Raw genomic sequence first — 23,342 nt, 5'->3', positions numbered from 1 at the left:
ATGACAGCTCTGGGCCCGCAGCCCACCGTCGAATCCGTCACCGTCGTCATCCCCGTGAAGGACGACGCCGACGGACTCCGGCGGTGCCTGCGGGCCCTTGCGCTGCAGACCCGTCGGCCCGATGAGATCGTCGTGGTCGACAACGGCTCGTCGGACGATTCGGCCGGTGTCGCGCGCGAGGGCGGGACGCGGGTCGTCTCCTGCGACCAGCCCGGCATTCCCGCGGCGGCGGCAGCCGGGTACGACTCCGCGGAGGGCGACCTCATCCTCCGCCTCGACGCGGACTGCATCCCGGCGGCGACCTGGGTGGAGGTCATGAGCGCACAAGCCCGCGAGCGCCCCGAGGTGGATGTCTTCGCGGGCGCTGCTCGGTTCATCGACGGTCCGCGCTTCCTCCGGTCGCCGTTGGCGGTCGCCTACCTCGGCGCCTACGCCGCCGTCCTCACGCCGACCCTCGGACACCTCCCCCTCTTCGGGTCCAACCTCGCCATGCGCCGGTCAGCCTGGCGGCGGGTGAGCACGGTCGTCCACCGCACGGACCCCGAAATCCACGACGACCTCGATCTCTCATTCCATCTCGGAAGGGAACATCGGATCCGGTTCGTGCCCTCAGCGGCGATGGGCATCTCGATGCGCCCCTTCGCGTCTGCATCCGCTTTCCGCCGCCGTGTGCGCCGCGGCATCCGAACCGTCGTCCGGCATTGGCCGGAGGAGTTCGCACCGATCCGGTGGGCGCGGTCCGCACGTCGACGCGCGGACCGCCGCAGCACAGCCTCGAGGATGTCGGCATGAACCCCGTCCTCGGCGAGGTGGAGGGCAATCTCCTGCACGTGGCGACGCTGAACGTGCGCAGGCCGCTCCCGCGCGGGCTCTCCCGCGGTGCCGATCGATGGGAGCGGCGCCGCCCCGCGCTCCTGGCGTCGCTCTCGAGGGAATCGCCCTCGGTGATCAGCCTGCAGGAGGTGCTTCCAGGTCCCGCTCGTGACATCGCCCGGGCATTAGGAGGCGAGTACGGGCGCATCGGCGTGGGACGCGGACGCGGCGGACGCGGCGAGGGGTGCCCGATCTTCTTCGATCGATCGCGGCTCGAGCTCATCGATCATCAGCAGCTCGCCCTATCGGCCTCGCCCGAGGTCGCCGGCTCCCGGTCGTGGGGCAACCCGCTGCCTCGTGCGATGGTGATCGGAGTCTTTCGGGACCGACGCGCACGAGCGTCCTTTGCCGTGATCAACACGCACCTGGATCCGTTCTCGTCGCGGTCTCGCGTCCGCGCCGCCGAGCAGATCCGTCAGGTGGTGCGACGGCGAGGGCTCCCCACCGTCGTGATGGGTGACATGAACGCAGCCGAAGGTTCGCCCGCGCTGGAGGCCCTCACCCGCGGCAACCTGCTGACGGATGCCTGGACCACGGCGGCCGAGCGGGTGACGCCGCCCTGGGGCACCTACAGCGGGTACCGCCCCCCGGTGCGCGGGGGTAAGCGCATCGACTGGATCCTGACGACGCCGGATGTCGCTGTGGAGCGCGTAGGCATCGACGCCCGCCTGGAGGACGGCGTGGCCGGGTCGGACCACCTCCCGGTCCATGCCGCCATCGAGGTACCGCGATGAGATCCGAATTCTTGCGGCCGCCGCGATCCTCCGCCGAGTGGGCGGCCGACGGTATCCGCGTCTTGGGCCTGCTGAGTGTGGCAGCGGCTTTTCTCTGGTGGACGCCGACGGACGCCGGGATCCTGGCGCTCGCTCTGCCCGCCCTCCTCGTGCCCCGAGCGATCGGCGCACGGCCCGGTCTCGATGTCCTCTACGGCGTCACGGTCACCGTCGCGGCGTGGAGCAACGTCCTGGACCTGTACCGTTCCATCGCGTGGTGGGACATCGCCGTCCACTTCGTGGCCACCGGTGTGATCGCGACCATCGCCTTCCTCGTCCTCCGGCGCTTCGAGGTCGTTCCGGCACGCGCCGACCGGCGATCGAGCGTCGTCCTCGTCCCGACGATCGGCCTCGCGATCAGCGCGCTGTGGGAGATGGTCGAGTGGGCCGGCAAGACATTCCTCGCGCCGGACATCTTCGTCACCTATCAAGACACCATCGGGGACATGGCCGTCGGCGGGCTCGGTTCTCTCGTCGCCGGCATCCTGATCATCCGAATCCCCATCGAGAGGACCGCGCTCGTCGCGGCAGACAGGAAGGAACAATCATGGCGGACCTGAAGAAAGGCGATCGCGTCAGCTGGAACACGTCGCAGGGACGCACCCAGGGCAAGATCACGGAACGCAAGACGAGGGACTTCACCTTCGACGGGCAGGACTTCACCGCGTCGACGGATGAGCCTGCATTCATCGTCGAGTCGGAGAAGACGGGGGCGAAAGCCGCCCACAAGGGTTCGGCCCTGAACAAGCTGTCGTCCTGAAGGGACGCCGCACACCCCGCTGCCGTCCTTCTCACCGGATCCGGCGAGGGTGTGCGGCGCGGCGCGCGGCATCCGCTCATCCCGCAGGGCGCAGAATCTACGCATGCCCATCGTCGACAACGCCGTGTACGTCCACGGCCGCCGTATCCAGGACCCCTCGAATCTGAGCGAGACGTTCGAGCACATGCGCGATCACAATGGCATGGCGTGGATCGGTCTGTACCGCCCCACCGAGGCGGAGGTGGCCGCGGTGGCGGCCGAGTTCTCGCTGCACCCGCTCGCCGTCGAGGACGCTCTCGCCGGCCACCAGCGGGCGAAGCTCGAGCGTTACGGCGACGTGTTGTTCGCGGTGCTCCGTCCGGCCCAGTACGACGACGAGAAGGAGTCCGTGGTGTTCGGCGAGCTCCACGTCTTCGTGGGCCCGGACTTCGTGGTCACGGTCCGACACGCCGACTCCCCCGACCTCGCGCGGGTCCGCGGCCGCATGGAGGAGCAGCCCGAACTGCTGGGCATGGGACCCGAGGCGATTCTGTACGCGATCCTCGATCAGGTCGTCGACGAGTACGCGCCGGTCATCGCGGGCGTCGAGAACGACATCGACGAGATCGAGGAGAAGCTCTTCAGCGGCGATGACGTCGGTCTGTCGCAGCGCATCTACGCCCTCGCCCGCGAGGTCATCGCCCTCCACAAGTCCACCCTGCCGCTCGACGACATGCTGCAGCGACTGCTGCAGGGGTCGGACAAGTACGGTGTCGACATCGAACTCCAGCGCTCGCTGCGGGACGTGTTGGACCACGTCATCCGCGTCAACGAACGGATCGCCGCCTTCCGTTCCATCCTCGACAACGCCCTGACGGTGCATTCGACGCTCGTCACGCAGCGGCAGACCGACACCTCGCTCGAGCAGAACGAGCAGGTCAAGAAGATCTCGGGGTGGGCGGCGATCCTCTTCGGACCGACCCTCGTCGGCACGATCTACGGCATGAACTTCGACAACATGCCCGAGCTCCACTGGACGTTCGGATACCCCATGGCCCTCGGCCTGATGGTCGCGAGCTCGGTCGTCCTGTACGCCGTCTTCAAGCGCAAACACTGGCTCTGAGGCCGCCTCTGCGCCCAGGAAAAGCAGAAGGCCCCGATCACTGGCGAGAGTGATCGGGGCCGTCCGTGCACCCCCCGGGACTCGAACCCGGAACCCACTGATTAAGAGTCAGTTGCTCTGCCGATTGAGCTAGAGGTGCGTGATTCGAAGAACTCGAACCGAGGGTCAACACTAGCATCACGATCGCGCACTGCGCCAATCGAGGCCCCCAGGCACACGCCGTATCCTGGACAGCGTGACGCCCCCTTCCTCTTCGACGCCCTGGCTCGCGCCGTACGACGGTGACCTCCGCGACGATCTCGCGTTCGCTCTCCGCCTTGCGGATGCCGCGGACAGCGCATCGATGGAACGCTTCGACGCCCCCGACCTCGAGGTCAGCACGAAGGCCGACGCGACGCATGTGACGGAAGCCGACCTGGCGACGGAGCGAGCGATCCGCGAGCTCCTGGCCCGGGAACGCCCCGAGGACGGGATCCTCGGCGAGGAGTACGGCACGAGCGGAGACACCCGCCGCCAGTGGATCATCGACCCGATCGACGGCACCGCGAACTACCTCAAGGGCATTCCCATGTGGGCCACCCTCATCGCCCTGGTGGTCGACGGCGTCCCCCGGGTCGGGGTCGTCAGCCAACCGGCGATCACGCGGCGCTGGTGGGCCGCCACCGGTGCCGGCGCGTGGACCCGGGGCGCCGACGGCACGACGAGGCGCATCCGCACGTCGGACGTCGCTACCGCCGCGGACGCGAGCATCAGCTTCCAGAGCATCGGGCAGTGGGATGCCGCGGGCCGCACAGACTCCCTCCTCCGCCTCACGCGGGCCGTGTGGCGCGACCGGGGGTACGGAGACGCGTGGCCCTACATGCTCCTGGCGGAGGGCCGTCTCGAGATGGTCGCGGAGTTCGACGTCCGCGAATACGACATCGCCGCTCACGTGCCGATCGTCCTCGAGGCGGGTGGCCGTTTCACCGACATCGACGGCGTCGAGCGCCTGGACGCCCGTTCGTCGCTGGCGACCAACGGCATCCTGCATGACACGTTCCTCGGGATGTTGCGAACGTGAGGTCGCACCTCTCGCACCGGAAGCGGACCGCGGTCGCCGTGCTCATCGCGGCCGTCGTGGCGGTGACGACGGCGTGCGCTCCGACGTCAGGCTCGGGTGGTGATCCGAGCGGCGCTGCGGCACCCGGGGCATCCGGGTCGTCACCGTCCGCTGCGGCCACGATCGTCCCCGAGGACGTCACGTGCGAGAACATGCTCTCCTCGGACACCATCGACACCTTCACGTCGACGGGCTGGACGGTTCGCGAGGACCCGTTCGTGGTCCTCGACCTCGAACTCCCGAAGGGGATCTCCTGCACGTGGGGAGACTTCGCCTCGCCGACGAACGATGATCTCGTGCTCTTCGGATGGTCGCCGATCAGCGAGGCCGACGCGTCCGCGACCCAGGCGGCGCTGCAGGCCGAGGGATGGATCCGAAAGGACGATCCTCGGGGCGTGCTGATCACCGAGGATCCCGCGGGCGCCCTCCGTCTGGATGACGAGGGGTACGGGATGACCTACCTCTTCCGCAACGGCTGGGTGGAGGTCTCGGACACGAGACAGGGCCTCGACCTGATCGAGCTCGGCTGAAGAGACGACGAAGCCCCCGCATCCGCGAACGGACCGGGGGCTTCTGCTCCGTGACAACGGTTCGTGGAGATGGGGGGAATCGAACCCCCGTCCATCGCTGAGAGACGGCGTCTTCTCCGGGCGCAGTCTGTAAATGGCGTTCTGCTCGGCCCCGACCCTTAGTACAGACACGTGAGTCGACGAGCCCAGCCTGAAAAAGTCCCGCGTGACGCTCAGGCGACGCCACGCAGCGAGATCCCTTAGATGACGCCAGGGACCATGAGGGGATCACTCACGGACTGACGGACTCGAGCTGGCTGCTTACGCAGCGAGGGCGAAGTCGGACTGCTTCTTATTGGCAGTTATTGGTTCGCAGAGATCGTTTACGAGATAACCCTGCATCCTCGGCCCGCTTCTCGCAGAGTCACAGGCGATGTCGAAACCGATCATCCCCGAGACACCTGGCGGTGTGTGGACCGTTGTCACTCTGTGGAGTTGTCAACACTCGGATGCCGGAGCGTCCGAGCGTCCCAGACTACCACCGACCGGGGCGGTGTCACCCGCGGAGGAAGTACTCGACCGCCAACGGCGCGACCTCGAGGGCCCCCGCCTCCTCCGCCGCGACCCACCGGATCTCGGCGATCTCGGCAGCCGCAGCGGGTTCCTGACCGGCGATCGAGACGTCGAACACGTGGGCGACGACCACGTGCCCGGGTTCGTTGGCCGCGGCGGCGTGGAACACGCCGAGCGATCGGAGTGCAGTGACCGACACGATCACTCCCAGCTCTTCCGCGAGCTCGCGCACGAGCGTCTCGTCCGGCGTCTCGCCGGGCTCAGGCTTGCCGCCGGGCTGCATGAACGCGGTCGTCCCGGCTTTGCGCACGAGGAGCAATCGGCCCGTGTCATCCCGGATGACCGCGGCCGAGACGCGGATGGACGGTACGGATGCGGCGTCAAGCGGGGTCACGCGAGAACGCTAACAGGCGACCCGACGTACAATCTCATGTGCTTCCCGACATCTCCCCCGACGACCAGGGGATCGATCCCGCCGACCTCGCCACGACGCTCCGCGTCCTCTCAGAGCTGTCGTCGCTCCCCCGGACGCACCCCGATTTCATCACCGTCCGTCAGGCGACCGCCGCGATGTTCAAGGCGGCGAAGAAGGAGCGCCGTCGCGAGATCCGCGCCGCGATCGCCGACGCCGACCGCGCCGTCGTGCACGCCACGGCGACGGGCGCCCCCGACCGCATCGACGACGAGACGCGCGGCATCCCGATCGCGACACGCACCGCCGCGCCGATCGCGGGCGTCCTGCAGAAGGCGCGCGGCTGCTACATCTGCAAGGAGCCGTACACGGTCGTGGACGCCTTCTACCACCAGCTCTGCCCCGAGTGCGCGGCCCTCAGCCACGCCAAGCGTGACGCACGCACCGATCTCACCGGACGACGCGCGCTGCTGACGGGCGGACGCGCCAAGATCGGCATGTACATCGCCCTTCGGCTCCTCCGCGACGGCGCCCACACGACGATCACGACCCGCTTCCCCCGCGACGCCGTGCGGCGCTTCCGCGCTCTGCCCGACTCGCCGGAGTGGATCGATCGACTGAAGATCGTCGGGATCGACCTGCGCGACCCGGCCCAGGTGATCGCCCTCGCCGACGACGTCGCCGCATCCGGACCGCTCGACATCCTGATAAACAACGCGACGCAGACCGTCCGGCGCTCCCCGGGCGCCTACCAGCCGCTGGTCGACGCCGAGCTCGCGCCCCTTCCCGACGGTCCCCTCCCGGCGCTCGTCACCTTCGGGCACACGAACGACCGGCACCCCGAGGCCCTCGAGCGCTCTGTGAGCGCCCACCCGATCCTCGCGGCGGCCGCGGACCGCGCCGACACCCTGACCCGCGAGGCGATGACCGCCGGATCGACCTCGCTCGACCGGCTTGCCGCGGGAACCGCGATCGACGCCGGCGGACTGATCCCCGACCTCGACCACTCGAACTCGTGGGTTCAGCGGGTGGAGGAGGTCGATCCGCTCGAGATGCTCGAAGTGCAGTTGGCCAACACCACGGCACCCTTCCTCCTCGTCTCCAAGCTCCGCCCTTCGATGTCTGCGAGCCCTGCACGCCGCACCTACATCGTGAACGTGAGCGCGATGGAGGGCGTCTTCGAGCGCGGATACAAGGGTCCGGGGCATCCGCACACCAACATGGCCAAGGCCGCCGTCAACATGCTGACACGCACCAGTGCGCGCGAGATGTTCGAATCGGACGGCATCCTGATGACGAGCGTCGACACCGGCTGGATCACCGACGAGCGCCCCCACCCGACCAAGGTCCGTCTCGCCGAGGAGGGCTTCCACGCCCCGCTGGACCTCGTTGACGGCGCTGCGCGCGTCTACGACCCGATCGTGCGCGGAGAAGCGGGCGAGGACGTCTTCGGGGTGTTCCTCAAGGACTACGCCCCCAGCCGATGGTGACGCGGTTCCCAGCCCCGGGGACCCGCGTCGTGGTGCGCTACCAGTTGCCCGATGGCCGCGCGACCGACGCGCTGGGCGAGCTGATCTCGATCGATGTGGATCTCGTGGTCGTCGACGGCAAGCGCGGCGTGGAACGCATCCCCCGAGCAGCCGTCATCGCGGCGAAGGCCGTTCCCCCGCCGCCGGAACCCCGACGCCGGACCGGAACCGCCTGAGCGTCACTCGCCGAGGCGGTTGCGGCCGCGCATGGCCCGCTCAGCCTCGCGCTTGTCTTCGCGTTCGCGGATCGTCTGCCGCTTCTCAAACTCGCGCTTGCCCTTCGCAACGGCGATCTCGACCTTGGCGCGACCGTCCGAGAAGTAGAGCTTCAACGGGATGAGCGTGTAGCCGCCTGCGGAGATCGCGTGCGAGAGCTTGACGATCTCCTCCTTGTGCAGCAGGAGCTTGCGCGTGCGCTTGGTCGAGTGGTTCGTCCAATGGCCCTGCGAGTACTCCGGGATGTGCACGGCGTCGAGCCACGCCTGTCCCCCGTCGATGAACGCGTAGCCGTCGCTGAGGTTCGCGCGCCCCTGCCGGAGCGACTTGACCTCGGTGCCGGTGAGCACGAGGCCCGCCTCGTAGGTCTTCTCGATGGCGTACTCGTGGCGCGCGCGACGGTTGGTCGCGATGACCTGTTCCCCGCGTTCCCTGGGCATGATGACTCCTCGACACGACGGCGCTCCGCGCGCAGCCGGTCTGCCAGTCTAACGGAGCCGGGTCGCCGCGTGGGCAGGGCTCAGGTGCGCAGCCATCTGCGGATCGCGAAGCTCGCCGACAGTGCAGCGAGGACGAGACCCAATCCGACGATCACCGGGATGACCAGGAGCGCGTCGCGTCCGTCGATCCAGGTGGTCACGAAGTCGATCTCGTTCACGAGATACCCTCGGACGCCGTACTGCACCCCCAGCCAGATCGTCACGCTCGCGAGCGCCGAGCCGAGGAGGGCCGCGAACACGCCTTCGAGGATGAAGGGGGTCTGGATGAAACGATTGGATGCCCCGACGAGACGCATGATGCCGAGTTCCTTACGTCTGGCATACGCGGACAGCCGGATGGTGGTGGCGATCAGGAGGACCGCCGCGACCAGCATCAGCCCGGCGATGGCGACGGCGAAGTAGGTCGCGATGGTCAGCGCCGAGAAGAGCGGCTGCAGGTACTCCATCTGGTCCTTCACCTGCTCGACACCGTCCATACCGCTGAACGCTTCGTCGATGACCTCCGTCTGAGTGGGGTCGACGAGGTTGACCCAGTAGGTCTCGTTGAGCTGGGCCGGGGTGATGAAGTCCTTGTAGTCCTCGCCCATGAGGTCGAGCACGTTCTGATAGGCCTCGTCCCGGGTCTCGAAGCGGACGCTCCGGACGATGCCGTCGAGGGCGGGGCTCTTGAGCTTGTCGGCCACGGCCGCGAGCTGGTCCTTGGAGGCCTCGCCGCCGCTGCACGTCGTCTGCGTCGAGCCGTCCCGACACATGAAGACCGCGACCTGGGCGCGCTCCGCCCAGTACCCCTGCATCTTCGCGATCTGCATCTGCATGAGCATCGCGGCACCCACGAACGTGAGCGAGACGAAGGTGACGAGGATGACCGAGATCACCATCGAGGCATTGCGGCGAAGCCCGGTGAGCGCTTCACCGAGGACGAGACGAGCTCTCATGCGGTGGGCCCCACTTCGTCCTCGTCGCGGCGTCCGAGCCCGAGTCGGTCGGCCGCCCCCAGTCCATCGATACCCGCGAGGTCGATCTCGGCAGGCGAGATCGGGATGCCGCGGGTGCCGGTGTCGGGCTCCGATGCGGCTGCCGGGGTCGCGGCATCCTGCGTCTGCTGTTCGTTCGGAGGCGAGTCCGCAACCGGCGGGTCGTTCACGACCGGGACAGCGGGGAGCACCGCGTCGGGCTGAGGCGCCGGGGGCTCCACGACCTCCGGCAGCGGCTCGACAGCTCCGGTGTCGCCCGAGGAGACGATCTGCTTCTGCAGCTCGAGGACCGCCGTCAGCGCCGCGGTCGCCGCAGCGCCCTTGACGGTCTCCGGCCGGAGGACGGGAAGACTCGAAGTGTCACCGTAGCCACCACCGCGCTCGTCGCGGACGATGACGCCGCCGCGGAGCTCGATGACGCGGCGCTGCATCTGGTCGACGAAGCCGGCTTCGTGGGTGGCCATGACGACCGTCGTCCCGCCGGCGTTGATGCGAGCGAGCAGCTGCATGATGTCGATCGAAGTGCCGGGGTCGAGGTTTCCGGTCGGCTCGTCAGCCAGGAGGATCTGGGGGCGGTTGACGATCGCGCGCGCGATGGCGACGCGCTGCTGCTCACCGCCGGAGAGTTCGTGCGGAAGGCGCTTCTCCTTGCCGTCGAGACCGACGAGGGCGAGCGCCTCGGGCACCGACTGCTGGATGAACGCGCGGCTGGACCCGATGACCTGAAGCGAGAAGGCGACGTTCTGGAACACCGTCTTGTTGGGGAGCAGGCGGAAGTCCTGGAACACCGACCCGATGTGGCGGCGGAAGTACGGGACCTTGCGGGTGCTCAAACCCCGCACGTCGCGCCCGAGGACGACGACGCGTCCGTCGGAGGCCGTGTCCTCTCGGAGGATGAGACGCAGGCACGAGGACTTCCCCGAGCCGGAGGCGCCGACGAGGAACACGAACTCACCGCGCTGCACATCGAATTCGACGTCGCTGAGGGCGGGTTTGCTCGTACCGCGGTAACGCTTGGAGACCTTTTCGAACCGGATCATGGCCAGATGAGCCTAAGCGCGATGCCCGTGGCATCCGTCAGCGACACTCCCGGGCACTCAGGGGGCTGACAGGGTTCCCCGCACGATGGAGTCCCCCGAGTGTCCCGGATCGCCGTCGACGTTCTCCTGCGAGATGTCGACGACGGTGAACTTCGAGAGGTCGATGTCATCGGGGATGTCGAACGTCCCGGACGAGCCGTCCAGGATGCCGAGACTCACCAGGTCGCTGGCGTCGCCCGTCAGGAGCCAGACCTCGCGGTAGCCGTCGTCGGGGACGGATGCGTCGAGGTCGACACTCACGCGGTCGTGCCCGTCCACGCGTTCGAGGAGAGCCTCCCCCACAGCGCCCGACCACGACGGGAACCCGTCCAGTCGAGCCTCGGAGATCACCTGCGGACGCGGCACGATGCCCCCGGACGCCCACACGGCGGTCACGATCGCGACGACCGCCGCGACGGCACCGGCGAGGACGAAGAACACGGGGCGCCGACTCATCCGCCGACGTCTCGGTGCGACGTGCGGGCGAGCGGGGGCGGCGACGGATGCCTCTCGCGGGTGAGCCGCGGGCTCGGCCGTGTCCTCCGGCAGGGAGAGCTCGGAGCGGATGGACTCCCACACGCGATCGGGAGGCGTCAACAGGGCTTCGCCCTCGCCGGTGGCGCGGCCGGCGAGGACGGCGCGCGCGAAGGAGGCGACCTCCGCCGCGCAGTCGGCACAGGCATCCAGGTGGCGGCGGTCCTCGTCGGACGCCTGCTCACCCATCGCGAGGAGGGCGGCGACCTCGGGGTCAAGATGTGACATGGTGCGCCTCCAATCGGCTTCGCAGACGGGTGAGACTTCGGCGGATGTGACTCTTCACGGTACCCAGCGGCATCCCGAGCCGTTCGGAGATCTGCTGATGGGTGAGGTCCTCGTAGAACGCGAGGGCGAGCACCGCACGGGCGTCGGGTTCGAGCTGGGCCACCTCGTCGGCGACGAGCATCGCATCCGAGAGGTCGTGCTCGACCGTGGACTCGGGCACGACCGCCTTGAGGGCCTCCTCGAGGCGCGCCGCGCGCGCACGGGCCTCGTGGGCGTCGGCGATGCGGCGCCGGGCGATCGTGATGAGCCACGCTCCCAGCGGTGCCCGGCCCGGCCGGAACGACGAGCGCGAGGTCCAGGCCGACACGAAGGTCCGCTGCGTGACGTCCTCCGCCTCGGCGGTGTCGCCCAGAGAGCGCACCGCCAGGGTGTAGACGATCCTCGACCAGCGGTCGTACATGGCCTTCACCGCCGTCTCGTCGCCGGTCGCGAACCTCTCCGCGAGCTGCATGTCGTCGTCTACGGCCTGCTCCTTCCGTGCAGCGAGCCGGGGCTCGGTGGTCAGACTCATGACCGGGCCCGTGCAATGAGCACCACGTTATCGCTGTAGGTCCGGGTCTGCTGGTCGAAATCACCACCGCAGGTGATCACGGCGAGCATGCGGGGTCCGTCGCGGGTGAACAGCCGGTCGACCGGAAGCTCGGCCCGAGGGATGTAGGTCACGGACTCGGTGACGTAGTCGGTGGCGGCACCGTCGGCATCCGTCACCGTGACGACGTCACCGGCACGGGCTTCGCGGAGCTTCGCCAGCGGACCGATGCCGAACTGCCGGTCGTCGACGTGCGCGGCGATCACCGTGGTCCCTGCGTCATCGTCCGGCGCGACACCGAAGCGGTACCACCCGGCTGTCGACGGCCGCTCCGGGATCTGCATCTCGCCGCCGGCTTGGACGCCGACGGGCTCGACCGGCATGTCGACGCCCAGAGCGTCCAGCCTGAGGCGCTCGGGCGCAGGCACCGGGTCGAGGGCTGCCGGGGTGGCCGGTGCGACCGGGACGGAGACCTCCGGCGTGGGGGTCGCCGGAGTCGGGGAGACCGTCCCGGTCGCACCGGTGCCGGTCCCGGAGGAGGGATCCGCCTCCGGGACCGGCGCGCAGGCCGCGAGCATCATGACCGTCAAGACGACGGTGGGCGGGAGCAGGCGGCGCATGTCGGTGACCTCAGCGGCGAGCCTTGGCGGCTCGGGTCGCGTAGACGCCACCGGCGAGCAGCCCGGCGATGAGCGCGGCACCGCCGGCGAACACCCAGCCATTCGTACCGTTCTCGGCGACCAGTCCGGCCGAACCGGTGTTGACCCCACCGGGGCCTGAGTGCAGGCCGTCGATCGTCTGCGTCGCGAGCGCGAGGTTGCCGGCCTCGGCCGAACCCCACGCATAGACGACCGTCAGCTCGCCCTCCGCGACGTCGACGTCTGCCGGCCCGATGACAGGGTCGGTCGTGCCGGCGAGGGCGACGGACGCGCTGACCGTTCCGGCGGGCAGGTCGAGCGACTCCTCGTTCGGGTTCTCGAGCCCGCTGATGACCGCTTCCCCACCGGCCAGCACATCGACGGCCGGGGCGGCGGCGACGTGCCGGACCGTGAGCCGGCCTTCGCCGGCGGCGGTCTTCGACGTGTCGTTGGTGAAGAGGTTCGCCGCGGGCTGGCCTGCGGCGTCGAGGTGCGCGACCGCGGTGTAGTTCTTTCCCGCCTCGAGAGTGAGGTCGATGGGTCCGAGGACGGGCGCGGAGTCATCCGTCGCGTCCGCCGCCGTCAGGGCGACCGAGTAGGTGCCGCCGGGCAGCTGCAGCGGACCACCGAGGTCGCCGGGCTGGAAGTCGTCGATCGTCAGCTTGCCGTCGACATAAACGTCGACCGGGGTGTCGGGGATCGCGTGCAGCACCGCGAGGTCTGCATCGTCCGACGTCGCGGCCGATGCGGGGACGAAAGCGGCGAAGGCCACGGCGGCACCGAGAGCCACGCCCGCAGAGAGTGTCTTGCGCATGAGGAACTCCTTCTGATCCGGCGCGAGCTGTTCGCGCTGTCACAGAGGTATTCCGGCTGTCCGCCCCGTATGGATGCAGGTGGATGAAAATTCTTTCAGCCCACCCGGCGTGGATCAGTCGTCGTCTTTGCGCTTGCGCCAGCGGATGCCGGCCGCGATGAACCCGTCGAGGTCTCCGTCGAAAACGACGGCGGGGTTTCCGACCTCGTGGCCGGTCCGAAGGTCCTTGACGAGCTGCTGACCGTAGAGGAAGTAGGAGCGCATCTGGTCGCCCCAGCTCGCCGTGATCGTACCGGCGAGTTCCTTCTTCTTCGCTGCCTCCTCTTCCTTCTGGAGGAGCATGAGCCGCGTCTGCAGCACGCGCATGGCTGCGGCGCGGTTCTGGATCTGGCTCTTCTCGTTCTGCATCGAGACGACGATGCCGCTCGGGAGGTGCGTGAGGCGGACCGCGGAGTCCGTCGTGTTGACCGACTGACCACCGGGGCCCGACGAGCGGAAGACGTCGACGCGGATGTCACCTTCGGGGATGTCGACCTCCTGGGCCTCCTCCATCACCGGGATCACCTCGACGGCGGCGAAGCTCGTCTGACGCTTGTCGGCTGAGCCGAACGGGCTGATGCGGGCGAGACGGTGCGTGCCGGCTTCGACCGACAGCGTTCCGTACGCGTAGGGGGCGTCGACTTCGAACGTCGCGGACTTGATGCCCGCGCCCTCGGCGAAGGACGTGTCCATCACCTTGACGGGGTACTTGTGGCGCTCGGCCCACCGCAGGTACATGCGCATGAGCATCTCGGCGAAGTCGGTGGCGTCGTCGCCACCGGCACCCGAGCGTATCGTGACGACCGCGCCGCGATCGTCGTACTCGCCGTCGAGGAGCGTCTGCACCTCGAGCTGGCTGATGACCTTCTCGAGGTCGACGATCTCGCGGCGAGCCTCTTCGGCGGATTCCTCGTCGTCCATCTCCTGGGCGAGCTCGACGAGCACCTCGACGTCGTCGAGTCGCTGCTCGACCTCGGTGACGCGCTTCAGCTCGGACTGACGGTGGCTCAGGGCGCTGGTGACCTTCTGAGCCTTCTCCACGTCGTCCCAGAGATCGGGAGCGCCCGCCTCGTCGGAGAGACGGGCGATCTCGGCGGTGAGCGCGTCGACATCGACGACCGCCTTGATCTCACCGAAGGTGGAACGGAGGGCCTGGATCTGCACAGACGGATCGAATTCAAGCATGACACTCCAGAGTAACGTGGATGGCGATGACCGACCGACCCGACTCCCCCACTGCCCGGGAGGTGCTCTGGCGTTTCGGACCCATGGTCTACGCGCCGACCGTCCTCTTCGCCATCGGCGAGGGAGCGGTGCTCCCCCTCATCCCGATCCTCGCAAGCAACCAGGGGGCGGATGTCGCCCTGTCGGCCCTCATCGCCTCGTTGCTGGTCGTCGGGCAGCTGGTCGGCAATCTGCCCGCGGGCTGGGCGGTCGCCCGGTTCGGCGAGCGGGTGACGATGATCGCCGCGGGCTCTCTTGCACTCGTCGTCTCGCTGACCGCCGCCCTGGTGCCGTCCCTGCCGGTGTTCGCCGGTGCGGTGTTCCTCATCGGCTCCTGCGCCGCCGCGTTCGGCCTGGCGCGCCACTCCTTCATGACCACCCGTGTGCCGGTCATGTTCCGCGCTCGTGCGCTGTCGCTTCTGGGCGGGACGTTCCGCCTCGGGATGTTCACGGGTCCCTTCATCGCGGCGGCACTCATCGGACTGTTCGGCGACGAGCGGTCGACGATCTGGTTCTTCGCCGTCTGCCTCGTCGCCCTCATCGTGCTGGTGACCTTCGGACCCGACCCCGAGAAGCAGTTCGTCGCCGAGACGGTCCGCAGCCACGAGGCCGAAGACTCCGGTGAACCCGTGACCGGCTCGATCCCCATCGCCGAGCGGGCGGGCGTGTTCCGCACGATGTGGCTGCACCGTCGGGTGCTGTCGCGTGTCGGACTGGCTGCGGCGAGCCTCTCGGCGGTCCGGTCCGCACGTCAGGTCGTCCTGCCGTTGTGGGGCGTATCGATCGGGCTGGACGCTCAGTCGATCGCCCTCGTCGTCGGCATCTCCGGCGCGCTCGACTTCGCCCTCTTCTACGCGAGCGGGCAGGTGATGGACCGGTTCGGACGACTGTGGGCCGCACTTCCGGCGATGGTCCTGATGGGGAGCGGCTTCCTCGCCCTCTCGGTCACGCACGACGGCGCGAGTGCCGAGATGTGGTTCGCGATGTTCGCGGCGGTGCTGGGCGTGGGCAACGGCCTGTCCAGCGGCATCCTGCTGACGATCGGTGCGGATCTCGCGCCGAAGGATGATCCGGCGCCCTTCCTCGGGTCGTGGCGCACATTGACGGATGCCGGCGGTGCCACCACCCCGCTGATCGTGACGGGCATCACGGCGGTCTCTTCGCTGTCGTTCGCGGCAGGGGCCGTCGGAGTCATCGGGCTGCTCGGAGCTCTCGCCTTCATCCGCTGGCTGCCGCGGTTCTTGCCGCACGTCAACCGCTGACCGGGCACCCTTCTCGTCCGCAACTTGGGTACAAACCTCGAGAGCGTCATCCAATCGGTAGACGACAAGGGCCAGCGACCATGAGCGCGTGGAACACGAACCGTTCGTCGAACCTCCAGCAGGTCGTCGACATCGCCACAGACCCCGCCGACATCGTGAACGTGCCATGACGGGCCGTTCCCTCGAGATCGCGGTGCGCCGTGGGGAGGAGACCGTTCCGGCGACCATCGGCTGGCGGCGCGAGGGGTGGCGGTACGCCGTCACGATCTCGAGCGCCCGGTTCGACACGATCGACGAGGTCGCCGACGACGCGTTCGAGGCGCTCTGCCGCATACGCGGACACCTCGAACCGCTCGGGTGGCGCATCGGTGTCGTCGGCGCGCAGACGGACGTGTGGCCGAGCGGGATGGCGCGCGACCAGGGCGGCGGGCTCCGCGCCTACCGCGTCGGAACGGACCGGATCGGTGATCTCGTCGACGTCTTCGAGCCGGCCGACCCGGAGACCGTGACGACCGTCGAGGCTCAGCGAGCCGAAGCTGACCGGCGGTTCGAGCTCATCCGGAACGCGGACGCGCACTGACATCCGGACTCCCGCGGCCGCATGCGGCTCAGTCGAGCGCCGTCCGACTCGTGGCGGTCGCGTCGAGCACCACCCCGGCGGGAACGAAGAGCGAGGATATCGGCGGATGCCACGTCGTCGACACCCTCACTCGCGCGGATACTCCGTCCGGTGTGCCCGCGCTCACGAGCGTCACGTCGTCTTCGACCGCGACGATCGCCTCAGCTTGTTCCCGCACCCCTTCATCGGTGAGCTGCGCGCGCGGCTGATCAGCCACGACGTCGAGCGTGAACCCGTCCGCGCCCGCGAGAGCCGCGGCATCCGCTGCGGCCTGCGTGCGCTTGTGCGCGAGGTACAGACTCGTGGCGTCCACCGAGACGAACACGAGGACGAGCGCGAGAAGCGCGTAGCCGATCGTGAGCAGGAGCACGCTTCCTTCTTCGTCGCGGCGGATCATCCGTCTCTCCAGTAGCGCGAGAACTTCTGGACCGACGACGACTCGACGCCCACACGGGCCGCCTGGTCGAGGCCGAGGACCGGCGGCACGAGAGGCAACGGGACGGACGAGGCGACGGTCACCCGGACGATCGCGCCTGCGGCCGGGCACGACGCAGCAGTTCCGACGCACGAGACGTCGACAGCGAGCGAGTCCCTCGGGATGTCGTACTCGCGCGCCAGGGCGTCCAAGATGGTCGCGGCACGGTCGTCGGCGTCCTCCGCGCTCTCGGCGGATGCCACGGCCCGCGCCACGTGCCTCGACGCCGCTTCGACTCCCAGCGCGTGCGACTGGATGAGCCCGAGGGTCACGACGAGATAGACGATGGGGACGAGCAGGACGACGCCGCCGACGATGAACTCCAGTGCCGCGGACCCGCGCTCGTCCTCCGCGAAACGCTCAGTCGAAGCTCTCGGCCGGAGCATGGACGGTCACCTCCCACCCGTGCGGAACGCCGAGGAGGCCGACGAGCGGGAGCGCGGTCGTCACCGTCACGGAAACGGTGTCGTATCCCAGACCCCGTGAATCCGTCGCCGTCACGCTTTCCAGGAAATCCCCGCCCACGGTGCGCTCGACGATGTCGCGCGTGCGGGCCGCTCCCGCTTGCGTGTCGACGTCGGCTAGGGCGGCGTAATAGGCGCCCTCGACAGCAGCATCGTGCACGACGTTCCGGACGTAGACGGCGAGCCCCAGCTGCAGGACACCGAGGGTCAGGACGGTCAACAACACGCCGACGAGCACGAACTCGACCGGAGTCGAGCCGCGTTCATCGGAGAGCAGCCGCCGCATCCTTCGCCCTCAGAAGCTGGAGACCTGGTCGATCGCCTGCTGGAACAGCTGAGACAAGGCAGGTCCCGCGAGCGCCCAGATCACGACGACCAATCCGGCGGTCATGAGGGTGATCAGCACCCAGCCGGGGACGTCGCCGCGTTCGTCATCGCGGAGGCGGGTGAGGACGGCACCCCACGCGGTGCGGAGTCTCGCCAGAGAGGGACGGATCATGATGTTCTCCTTTCGGATCAGGTGGTCAGCCGACCCCGAGGCGCAGCATGACGATGCCGGGGAAGACCGCGAACAGCACGCTCATGGGGAGGAGGAGGAAGACGATCGGGAAGAGCATCGCGATCTCCTTCTTCCCTGCCTGCTCGATGAGCGATCGTTTGGCGTCCTCGCGCGCGTCGCCGGCCTGTGCCTGCAGCACACCCGCCAAGGGGGCCCCGCGGTCGATCGCCGCGACGAGGTGCTCGATCGCACGGGAGAGCGTGGGAACGTCGAGGCGCCGCCCGAGATCGAGGAGCGCGTCGGACAGGTTCGAGCCGGTGCCGCTGTCGAGGACCGCGCGGCGGATCTCGACCGTGAGCTCGCCGGTGCCGATCTCCCCCACCCGCCTGAGTGCGTCGCGCAGACCCTCGCCCGCCGCGAGGCAGAGGGACAGGAACTCGAGAAGTGTCGGGAGCTCCTCCTCGACGCGCGCACGCCTGCGGCGGGCCGCGGACGTGAGCCGCAGATCGAGCACCGCGGCGGCCGAGAGCGCCAGGACGGGCGGCAGGAGCGCGGACCCGGGAGTGAGCCGGCCGGCGAGGGCGAGGACGACCAGCACGACCCCGCCGAAGAGACCACCGAGGAGGACCCAGGTGAGCTGGCGGGCGCGGAATGCCGCGGCATCCTGCGTCGACCCGGCCTGACGGAGACGGTGCTCGAGTCGCGCGGCGCCGCCGAAAGAGGAGATGACACGGTCCCGGCGGGTGCGCCAGTCGCCGCGGGCGGATGCCAAAGGGGTGAGGCCCCGCGGATCGGCGATGTCGCGCAGATACGGTGCGATCCGACGTGAGAGCGTCGGCGCCGCCAGACGCGGGATCCGGGTTGAGACCAGGACGAGGCCGGCTGCGAAAGCGCCCCCGAGCACGATGGCGAGCGCGAGTTCGGTCAGCCCGCTCATGCGAACCACCGCCGCGGCTCCGGGAGGCGGCCGATGCCGACCATGAGGCGGAAGGCGACGACGGACACCGCCGCTCCCAGGAGGATGACCGCGACGCCTTCCGGACTGCTGTATGCGGCGGCGCCCTCGGGGCGCAGCCCGAGCAGACCGAGGATCACCCATGGCGCGACGACACCGAGAACCGCAGCGCCGCGGATCCAGGACTGCCGGGCTTCGATCTCGGCCCGGAGCGCGGCCTCGGCGCGCACGGACGCCGAGAGGGCGCGGAGGACGCTCGTGAGCTCCGTGCCTCCGACCTGGCGCGCCATCCGCAGGGCTTCGATGATGCGGTCGGCGACGGGGTCGGCGAGCCGCGCCTTCAGGCGGAGAGCGCTCGAATCGAAGTGACCGGAGGCCGACACGTCCGAGGAGAACGCGCTGAACGCGGGACGCAGCGACGGCGGACCGACCTCCCCCAGCGCCGACACCGCGTCGGGCAAGGACATGCCCGAGCGGACGGAGGCGACGAGGAGGTCGCACACATCCGGCCACATCTGACGGCGGCTCTTCTGCAGTCGCCGCGCGCGCCCGCGGAGCCATCCCGCAGGCGCGAAGAATCCGGCCACCGCGGCGACGGCGGCGAAGGCGGGGAGGGCGGTGACCAACCAGATGATCGCCCCTGCGACGGCGGCGGCGGCCAGACTGATCGAGGCGAGGTGGCCCGTCGTCGCGTGGCCGAATCCCGCGGCTTGCAGGAGCCGGGCGACGGTGCCATCGCGCTGCGGCGCCTCTGCACGGCGCGCACGCGGAGGCCAGAGCCAGGGTGCGAGCGTGAGCAGGATGCCGGCGGCCAGGGTGAGCCCCAGGATGGTCGTCACACGCCCTCACCCCCGAACACGCGACGCGTCTCGACAGCGCCGTCGACGACCCGCCCGGTGGGCGCGATGATCTCGACGACGGCTCGCCGACCGGCGACATCCCGTCGGCAATGCACGACCAGGCCGACGGACGCGGCGATGGCCGGCAGGAGGAAGTCGCGGTCGATGTTGCGACCGGCCAGGAGCGGCAGCGATGCCAGCTTGCGCAGCGCGTCGCCCGCGGAGTTCGCGTGGATCGTCGCCGCGCCGGGCACGCCGGTGTTCAGGGCGAGCAGCAGATCGAGCGCCTCGGCATCGCGGACCTCTCCCACGACCAGGCGGTCGGGCCGCATACGGAGAGCCTCCTTGACCAAGCGGCGGAGCGACACTTCACCGGTTCCCTCGAGGCTCGGCTGACGACCTTGGAGGGCGACGAGGTCGGGAGCCTGGGCGTTGAGCTCGAACGTCTCCTCGACCGTGACGATGCGGTCCTCGGCAGGAGCGGACGCGATGAGCGCGCCGAGTAGGGTCGTCTTCCCTGCGTGCGTGGCTCCGGAGACGATGACGCTCGTGCCGTCGCGCATCGCGGCTCGCAGCACCGAGGCCGCCTCGGGGCGGACCGACCCGGCTGCGACCAGATCGTCCAGGGTGCGGAAGCGGGTGAGGAACTTCCGGATGTTGACGGCCCAGTGCCGACGGGTGATATCGGGGATGACGACGTGCAGACGCGAGCCGTCGGGCAGCGACGCATCGACGAAGGGCTGGCTGAGGTCGACACGGCGGCCGGTCGCGTGCAGCATCCGTTCGACGAGATCACGCACCGCCGTGTCGCTGAGGACGATCGGAGCCCGCTCACTCCGCCCTTCTCGCGCGATGAGGACCTTGTCGGGGGCGTTGATCCAGATCTCCTCGATATCGGGGTCGTCCAACAGCGCCTGGAGGGGGCCGTACCCGGCGACGGTCGAGAGGATGTCGCGGACGGACGCCGCTTCGTCCTCGATGACGTCGACTCCCCGCGCGAGGGCGAAGTCGTTGTGACGGCGCACCTCGGCCCGGGCGATCCGGGCCGCGCGGTCGGGGTCTCGGGAAGGATCGACGTCCTCGCTGCGCAAGCGTTCCCGCACCCGCTCCGCGACCGCGGCGAGACCGCGGGTCGGCGCAAGGGGGGATGCGATGCTCATGGCCTGGGATCCTCGCAATCCCCCGCACCTCGGCGTGGGAGTTATCCACACCGCCGGGAGGCCTCAGAGATCGAGGAGAGCGAGCGCGACGCTCACCAGACTGTCCTTCGTGAGGCGGCCGTCCTGCCCCCAGCGCGAGTCGCTGATGACGATGTCGACGCCGGGCACCAGGACAGAGCCCGTTCCCCCGCCGACGGCGGCGGAATCGGCATCCATCCAGAGCCCCACGCCGCCGACCTTCTCGAGACGCGGGTCGTCGAAGTACATGTCCATGCCGAGGCCGGCAGCCTCATCCGCATCGGGCACCTCGTCCATGCCCTCCGAGATGTCCACGGTGAAGGATTGGATGTCGGAGAGCTCGCTGACCGCGTCCGCAGGGGTCACCCAGGCGCAACCTATGGCATCCGGCTGGACGTAGGAGTTCTCCTGGTCGAGCGGGATGCCGTCGATGTAGTCGCCGACGACGGCGGCGACCTGATCGCAGCTCGAGATGCCGGGAAGATCCCGGACGGCCGCCGTCCCGCCGTCGCCCGCAGCGGCGGGTGCGGTCGGCCTTGCGGATCCCTCGCCGGAGACGGCGGGGGCGGCGGGCGCGCATCCGGCGAGGAAGCCGGCGAGGGCGAGGAGCAGGATCACGGGGATGAGAGATCGAGGCGCAGTCACGCGACAGAGGTTACCGATTCGGGGGTTATCCCTCCCAGGTCCCTCCCACCCGGCGCCCTAGACTGAACCCACCAGCGGGAGTGGTGAAATCGGCAGACACGCAGGATTTAGGTTCCTGTGCCTTCGGGCGTGGGGGTTCAAGTCCCCCCTTCCGCACGAGGCACCGTCGTGTCTCACACCTTGCGCCCATTCCGCCGGCCGGCCAGCCGTCGCGACCTGAAGGACCTCCGTGCACCCCTTCGCACTGATCCCCTGGCTGGATCCCGAGACCATCATCAACGCCGCCGGTCCGTGGGCGCTCGTCGTGGTCTGCTTCATCATCTTCGCCGAGACCGGCCTGCTCGTCGGGTTCCTCCTCCCGGGCGACACCCTCCTGATCATGGCGGGGCTCCTCTCCAACCCGGTGACGCACGCCCCCAACGGCGTCTTCGGCATCAACGTGTGGATCGTGGGCCTGCTCATCGGCCTCTCGGCCTTCCTCGGCGGGGAAGTCGGGTACCTCATCGGGCGCAAGGGCGGCCCCGCGGTCTTCGAACGCAAGGAATCCGGACTCTTCAGCCGGAGCAACGTCGATCGCACGAACGCCTTCTTCGAGCGCTACGGCGGCGTCACCGTCATCCTCGCTCGCTTCGTGCCGATCGTCCGCACCTTCGCGCCGGTCGCTGCAGGCGTCGGCAAGATGGCGTGGCACAAGTACTCGCTCTACAACCTGATCGGTGCGGTCATCTGGGGCTTCGGCCTCACCGTCATCGGCTACCTCGTCAGCCTCATCCCCGGCGTCGGCGAGTTCGTCGCCTCGTACATCGACGTGATCCTCCTCGCGGCCGTCGCCGGGACCCTCGTCTTCATCGTGTGGCACTACTTCGCCGAGAAGCGCAAGGTCAAGCGAGAGATGGCAGCGGGCTCGGACGGCGTCATCGACCCGAAGGAAGCACGCGACCTCGTCCTCGAGCCCGAGGCGTTCGACGAGAAGCAGGACGGCTCCCGCGGGGACGCTCCCCGGCTCTGATCAGGACGCCTTTTTCTTCGCGGGCTTCTTCTTCGCCGGCGCCGACCCCGTGTCGGCGCCGGCGTCCTTTTTCGCGGGGTCCGACCCCGACCGCGCGGCACGGCTCTTCTCGACGCTGGCCCGGAGGGCCGCCATCAGGTCGATGACCTCGCCGCCCTCGGCATCCGTCTTCTCCCCGAAGGTCTCGGTGGTGTCGAACGCCTCACCCTTGTCGAGCTTCGCCTCGATGAGGGTGCGCAGTTCCTTCTGATAGTCGTCGGTGAACTCGGTCGGATCGAAGTCGCTCGAGAAGCTGTCGACGAGGGATGCCGAGAGCTCAAGCTCCTTGCTCGAGATCTTCACCGGCTCGTCGAGCACGGGGAAGGATGCCTCGCGCACCTCGTCCGCCCACAGGAGCGTCTGCAGCACGAGGACGTCGCCGCGCACGCGGAGTGCCGCGAGTCGCGTCTTCTGCCGCAGCGCGAACCGCACGATCGCCGTGCGATCGGTCTGCTCGAGCGTCTGACGCAGGAGGACGTACGCCTTCGGACTCTTCGAGTCGGGTTCGAGGTAGTAGGCCTTGTCGAGGGTCAGCAGATCGATCTGCTCGGTGGGGACGAACTCGACGACCTCGATCTCGCGACTGCGCTCGCTGGGCAGCGCTGCGAAGTCATCGGAGGTGAGGACGACGGTGCGCTCGCCGTCGTCGTAGGCCTTGTCGATGTCGGAGTACGGCACGACCTCGCCGTCTATCTCGCAGATGCGCTGATACCGGATGCGGCCGCCGTCGGCCGCATGAACCTGGTGGAGGGACACGTCGTGGTCCTCCGTCGCCGAGTACACCTTGACGGGCACATTGACGAGCCCGAAGGTCAGCGCGCCTTTCCAGATCGATCTCATGCCCCCAGTAGACACCCGCGCTGCGGTGGCGTCATAGGGCTTGCACACTAATC

The 23,342-nt window shown here is 69.0% G+C and carries 30 protein-coding genes, 2 tRNA genes and 1 other RNA gene; 13 read left to right on the top strand and 20 right to left on the bottom strand.

Annotated features, from left to right (window positions below; all coding sequences use genetic code 11):
- The 5 genes from MRBLMI1x_RS10825 to corA all read left to right on the top strand — a co-directional run bounded on the left by MRBLMI1x_RS10825 (nucleotide 1) and on the right by corA (nucleotide 3,508).
- Nucleotides 1–792, top strand: coding sequence for a glycosyltransferase family 2 protein (locus MRBLMI1x_RS10825; RefSeq protein ID WP_018188113.1), 792 nt, complete (start codon nucleotides 1–3; stop codon nucleotides 790–792).
- Nucleotides 789–1,607, top strand: a complete 819-nt coding sequence (locus tag MRBLMI1x_RS10820) for an endonuclease/exonuclease/phosphatase family protein (protein ID WP_363458738.1) — start codon at nucleotides 789–791, stop codon at nucleotides 1,605–1,607. Before MRBLMI1x_RS10825 ends, MRBLMI1x_RS10820 begins: the two co-directional genes overlap by 4 nt.
- Nucleotides 1,604–2,206 carry a DUF2238 domain-containing protein gene (locus tag MRBLMI1x_RS10815; RefSeq protein ID WP_020097164.1) on the top strand — a complete coding sequence of 201 codons (603 nt, stop codon included), beginning with the start codon at nucleotides 1,604–1,606 and terminating at the stop codon, nucleotides 2,204–2,206. The genes MRBLMI1x_RS10820 and MRBLMI1x_RS10815 overlap by 4 nt, the downstream gene beginning before the upstream one ends.
- Nucleotides 2,194–2,406 (top strand): DUF2945 domain-containing protein, encoded by a 213-nt coding sequence (locus MRBLMI1x_RS10810; protein ID WP_018188116.1) that lies wholly within the window; start codon nucleotides 2,194–2,196, stop codon nucleotides 2,404–2,406. Before MRBLMI1x_RS10815 ends, MRBLMI1x_RS10810 begins: the two co-directional genes overlap by 13 nt.
- Nucleotides 2,407–2,509: 103 nt before the next feature.
- Nucleotides 2,510–3,508, top strand: a complete 999-nt coding sequence (gene corA, locus MRBLMI1x_RS10805; RefSeq protein WP_018188117.1) for a magnesium/cobalt transporter CorA — start codon at nucleotides 2,510–2,512, stop codon at nucleotides 3,506–3,508.
- 66 nt (nucleotides 3,509–3,574) lie between these two features.
- Here the strand turns inward: corA and MRBLMI1x_RS10800 are convergent.
- A tRNA-Lys gene (locus MRBLMI1x_RS10800) sits at nucleotides 3,575–3,647 on the bottom strand.
- Nucleotides 3,648–3,743: 96 nt separating this feature from the next.
- On the opposite strand from MRBLMI1x_RS10800, the gene MRBLMI1x_RS10795 reads away from it, so the two are divergent.
- On the top strand, nucleotides 3,744–4,568 hold the full coding sequence (locus MRBLMI1x_RS10795) for an inositol monophosphatase family protein (protein WP_363458735.1): 825 nt from the start codon (nucleotides 3,744–3,746) through the stop codon (nucleotides 4,566–4,568).
- On the top strand, nucleotides 4,565–5,137 hold the full coding sequence (locus MRBLMI1x_RS10790; protein WP_363458733.1) for a hypothetical protein: 573 nt from the start codon (nucleotides 4,565–4,567) through the stop codon (nucleotides 5,135–5,137). Before MRBLMI1x_RS10795 ends, MRBLMI1x_RS10790 begins: the two co-directional genes overlap by 4 nt.
- A 61-nt stretch (nucleotides 5,138–5,198) precedes the next feature.
- Here MRBLMI1x_RS10790 and ssrA read toward each other — a convergent pair.
- Both ssrA and MRBLMI1x_RS10780 read right to left on the bottom strand, forming a co-directional pair.
- Nucleotides 5,199–5,570, bottom strand: a transfer-messenger RNA (tmRNA) gene (gene ssrA, locus MRBLMI1x_RS10785).
- A 102-nt stretch (nucleotides 5,571–5,672) separates the two neighbouring features.
- Entirely contained in the window at nucleotides 5,673–6,083 is a 411-nt protein-coding gene (locus tag MRBLMI1x_RS10780; RefSeq protein WP_363458731.1) for an NUDIX hydrolase, read from the bottom strand.
- A gap of 38 nt (nucleotides 6,084–6,121) precedes the next feature.
- Between MRBLMI1x_RS10780 and MRBLMI1x_RS10775 the strand changes: the two genes are divergently transcribed.
- The gene (locus MRBLMI1x_RS10775; protein WP_363458729.1) at nucleotides 6,122–7,591 is read left to right on the top strand and encodes an SDR family NAD(P)-dependent oxidoreductase; all 1,470 of its coding nucleotides are present in this window, start codon (nucleotides 6,122–6,124) and stop codon (nucleotides 7,589–7,591) included.
- Nucleotides 7,585–7,806, top strand: a complete 222-nt coding sequence (locus MRBLMI1x_RS10770) for a hypothetical protein (protein WP_028497383.1) — start codon at nucleotides 7,585–7,587, stop codon at nucleotides 7,804–7,806. The genes MRBLMI1x_RS10775 and MRBLMI1x_RS10770 overlap by 7 nt, the downstream gene beginning before the upstream one ends.
- A gap of 3 nt (nucleotides 7,807–7,809) precedes the next feature.
- Here MRBLMI1x_RS10770 and smpB read toward each other — a convergent pair whose 3' ends face one another.
- From smpB to prfB, 8 genes are all read right to left on the bottom strand, one after another.
- A complete protein-coding gene (gene smpB, locus MRBLMI1x_RS10765; protein WP_018188123.1) occupies nucleotides 7,810–8,286 on the bottom strand; it encodes an SsrA-binding protein SmpB in 477 nt (158 codons plus the stop codon).
- A gap of 80 nt (nucleotides 8,287–8,366) precedes the next feature.
- Entirely contained in the window at nucleotides 8,367–9,281 is a 915-nt protein-coding gene (gene ftsX / locus MRBLMI1x_RS10760) for a permease-like cell division protein FtsX (protein WP_020097157.1), read from the bottom strand.
- A complete protein-coding gene (gene ftsE / locus MRBLMI1x_RS10755) occupies nucleotides 9,278–10,360 on the bottom strand; it encodes a cell division ATP-binding protein FtsE (RefSeq protein ID WP_020097156.1) in 1,083 nt (360 codons plus the stop codon). Before ftsE ends, ftsX begins: the two co-directional genes overlap by 4 nt.
- Before the next feature lie 57 nt (nucleotides 10,361–10,417).
- The gene (locus tag MRBLMI1x_RS10750) at nucleotides 10,418–11,161 is read right to left on the bottom strand and encodes an anti-sigma factor (RefSeq protein ID WP_363458725.1); all 744 of its coding nucleotides are present in this window, start codon (nucleotides 11,159–11,161) and stop codon (nucleotides 10,418–10,420) included.
- A complete protein-coding gene (locus MRBLMI1x_RS10745) occupies nucleotides 11,148–11,732 on the bottom strand; it encodes an RNA polymerase sigma factor (RefSeq protein ID WP_363458723.1) in 585 nt (194 codons plus the stop codon). Before MRBLMI1x_RS10745 ends, MRBLMI1x_RS10750 begins: the two co-directional genes overlap by 14 nt.
- A complete protein-coding gene (locus MRBLMI1x_RS10740; RefSeq protein WP_363458721.1) occupies nucleotides 11,729–12,370 on the bottom strand; it encodes a class F sortase in 642 nt (213 codons plus the stop codon). Before MRBLMI1x_RS10740 ends, MRBLMI1x_RS10745 begins: the two co-directional genes overlap by 4 nt.
- 10 nt (nucleotides 12,371–12,380) lie before the next feature.
- The gene (locus tag MRBLMI1x_RS10735; RefSeq protein WP_018188129.1) at nucleotides 12,381–13,202 is read right to left on the bottom strand and encodes a DUF4397 domain-containing protein; all 822 of its coding nucleotides are present in this window, start codon (nucleotides 13,200–13,202) and stop codon (nucleotides 12,381–12,383) included.
- Between the two features lie 114 nt (nucleotides 13,203–13,316).
- A complete protein-coding gene (gene prfB / locus MRBLMI1x_RS10730; RefSeq protein WP_020665420.1) occupies nucleotides 13,317–14,426 on the bottom strand; it encodes a peptide chain release factor 2 in 1,110 nt (369 codons plus the stop codon).
- A 26-nt stretch (nucleotides 14,427–14,452) separates the two neighbouring features.
- Between prfB and MRBLMI1x_RS10725 the strand changes: the two genes are divergently transcribed.
- Together MRBLMI1x_RS10725 and MRBLMI1x_RS10720 are read left to right on the top strand one after the other, a co-directional pair.
- Nucleotides 14,453–15,727 carry an MFS transporter gene (locus MRBLMI1x_RS10725; protein ID WP_363458719.1) on the top strand — a complete coding sequence of 425 codons (1,275 nt, stop codon included), beginning with the start codon at nucleotides 14,453–14,455 and terminating at the stop codon, nucleotides 15,725–15,727.
- Nucleotides 15,728–15,893: 166 nt separating this feature from the next.
- Nucleotides 15,894–16,307: a hypothetical protein gene (locus MRBLMI1x_RS10720; protein ID WP_363458717.1), complete on the top strand. Its 414-nt coding sequence runs from the start codon at nucleotides 15,894–15,896 to the stop codon at nucleotides 16,305–16,307.
- A gap of 28 nt (nucleotides 16,308–16,335) precedes the next feature.
- Here MRBLMI1x_RS10720 and MRBLMI1x_RS10715 read toward each other — a convergent pair whose 3' ends face one another.
- The 8 genes from MRBLMI1x_RS10715 to MRBLMI1x_RS10680 all read right to left on the bottom strand — a co-directional run bounded on the left by MRBLMI1x_RS10715 (nucleotide 16,336) and on the right by MRBLMI1x_RS10680 (nucleotide 21,401).
- Nucleotides 16,336–16,743, bottom strand: a complete 408-nt coding sequence (locus MRBLMI1x_RS10715; RefSeq protein ID WP_336123778.1) for a pilus assembly protein TadG-related protein — start codon at nucleotides 16,741–16,743, stop codon at nucleotides 16,336–16,338.
- The gene (locus MRBLMI1x_RS10710; protein ID WP_363458715.1) at nucleotides 16,740–17,207 is read right to left on the bottom strand and encodes a TadE/TadG family type IV pilus assembly protein; all 468 of its coding nucleotides are present in this window, start codon (nucleotides 17,205–17,207) and stop codon (nucleotides 16,740–16,742) included. Before MRBLMI1x_RS10710 ends, MRBLMI1x_RS10715 begins: the two co-directional genes overlap by 4 nt.
- Nucleotides 17,182–17,571 carry a TadE/TadG family type IV pilus assembly protein gene (locus MRBLMI1x_RS10705; RefSeq protein ID WP_018188136.1) on the bottom strand — a complete coding sequence of 130 codons (390 nt, stop codon included), beginning with the start codon at nucleotides 17,569–17,571 and terminating at the stop codon, nucleotides 17,182–17,184. Before MRBLMI1x_RS10705 ends, MRBLMI1x_RS10710 begins: the two co-directional genes overlap by 26 nt.
- Nucleotides 17,572–17,580: 9 nt before the next feature.
- Complete coding sequence (locus MRBLMI1x_RS10700) at nucleotides 17,581–17,784, bottom strand: hypothetical protein (RefSeq protein ID WP_018188137.1); 204 nt, start codon at nucleotides 17,782–17,784, stop codon at nucleotides 17,581–17,583.
- Nucleotides 17,785–17,809: 25 nt separating this feature from the next.
- Nucleotides 17,810–18,721, bottom strand: a complete 912-nt coding sequence (locus MRBLMI1x_RS10695; protein WP_363458712.1) for a type II secretion system F family protein — start codon at nucleotides 18,719–18,721, stop codon at nucleotides 17,810–17,812.
- A complete protein-coding gene (locus MRBLMI1x_RS10690; protein WP_363458711.1) occupies nucleotides 18,718–19,578 on the bottom strand; it encodes a type II secretion system F family protein in 861 nt (286 codons plus the stop codon). Before MRBLMI1x_RS10690 ends, MRBLMI1x_RS10695 begins: the two co-directional genes overlap by 4 nt.
- Nucleotides 19,575–20,738, bottom strand: coding sequence for a CpaF family protein (locus MRBLMI1x_RS10685; protein WP_363458709.1), 1,164 nt, complete (start codon nucleotides 20,736–20,738; stop codon nucleotides 19,575–19,577). Before MRBLMI1x_RS10685 ends, MRBLMI1x_RS10690 begins: the two co-directional genes overlap by 4 nt.
- 63 nt (nucleotides 20,739–20,801) lie before the next feature.
- Nucleotides 20,802–21,401, bottom strand: coding sequence for a hypothetical protein (locus tag MRBLMI1x_RS10680; RefSeq protein ID WP_363458707.1), 600 nt, complete (start codon nucleotides 21,399–21,401; stop codon nucleotides 20,802–20,804).
- Between the two features lie 74 nt (nucleotides 21,402–21,475).
- On the opposite strand from MRBLMI1x_RS10680, the gene MRBLMI1x_RS10675 reads away from it, so the two are divergent.
- Nucleotides 21,476–21,557: transfer RNA gene (locus MRBLMI1x_RS10675), tRNA-Leu, on the top strand.
- A gap of 73 nt (nucleotides 21,558–21,630) precedes the next feature.
- Nucleotides 21,631–22,410 (top strand): DedA family protein, encoded by a 780-nt coding sequence (locus tag MRBLMI1x_RS10670; RefSeq protein WP_018188216.1) that lies wholly within the window; start codon nucleotides 21,631–21,633, stop codon nucleotides 22,408–22,410.
- Here MRBLMI1x_RS10670 and MRBLMI1x_RS10665 read toward each other — a convergent pair whose 3' ends face one another.
- Complete coding sequence (locus MRBLMI1x_RS10665; RefSeq protein WP_116228980.1) at nucleotides 22,411–23,289, bottom strand: Ku protein; 879 nt, start codon at nucleotides 23,287–23,289, stop codon at nucleotides 22,411–22,413.
- Nucleotides 23,290–23,342: the final 53 nt, after the last annotated feature.

This window comes from Microbacterium sp. LMI1x-1-1.1 (genome assembly GCF_040676205.1).
Taxonomy (GTDB): Bacteria; Actinomycetota; Actinomycetes; order Actinomycetales; family Microbacteriaceae; genus Microbacterium; species Microbacterium aquilitoris.
The sequence above is the reverse complement of the archived record's forward strand: the minus strand, read 5'-3'. Positions and strand labels throughout refer to the sequence as shown.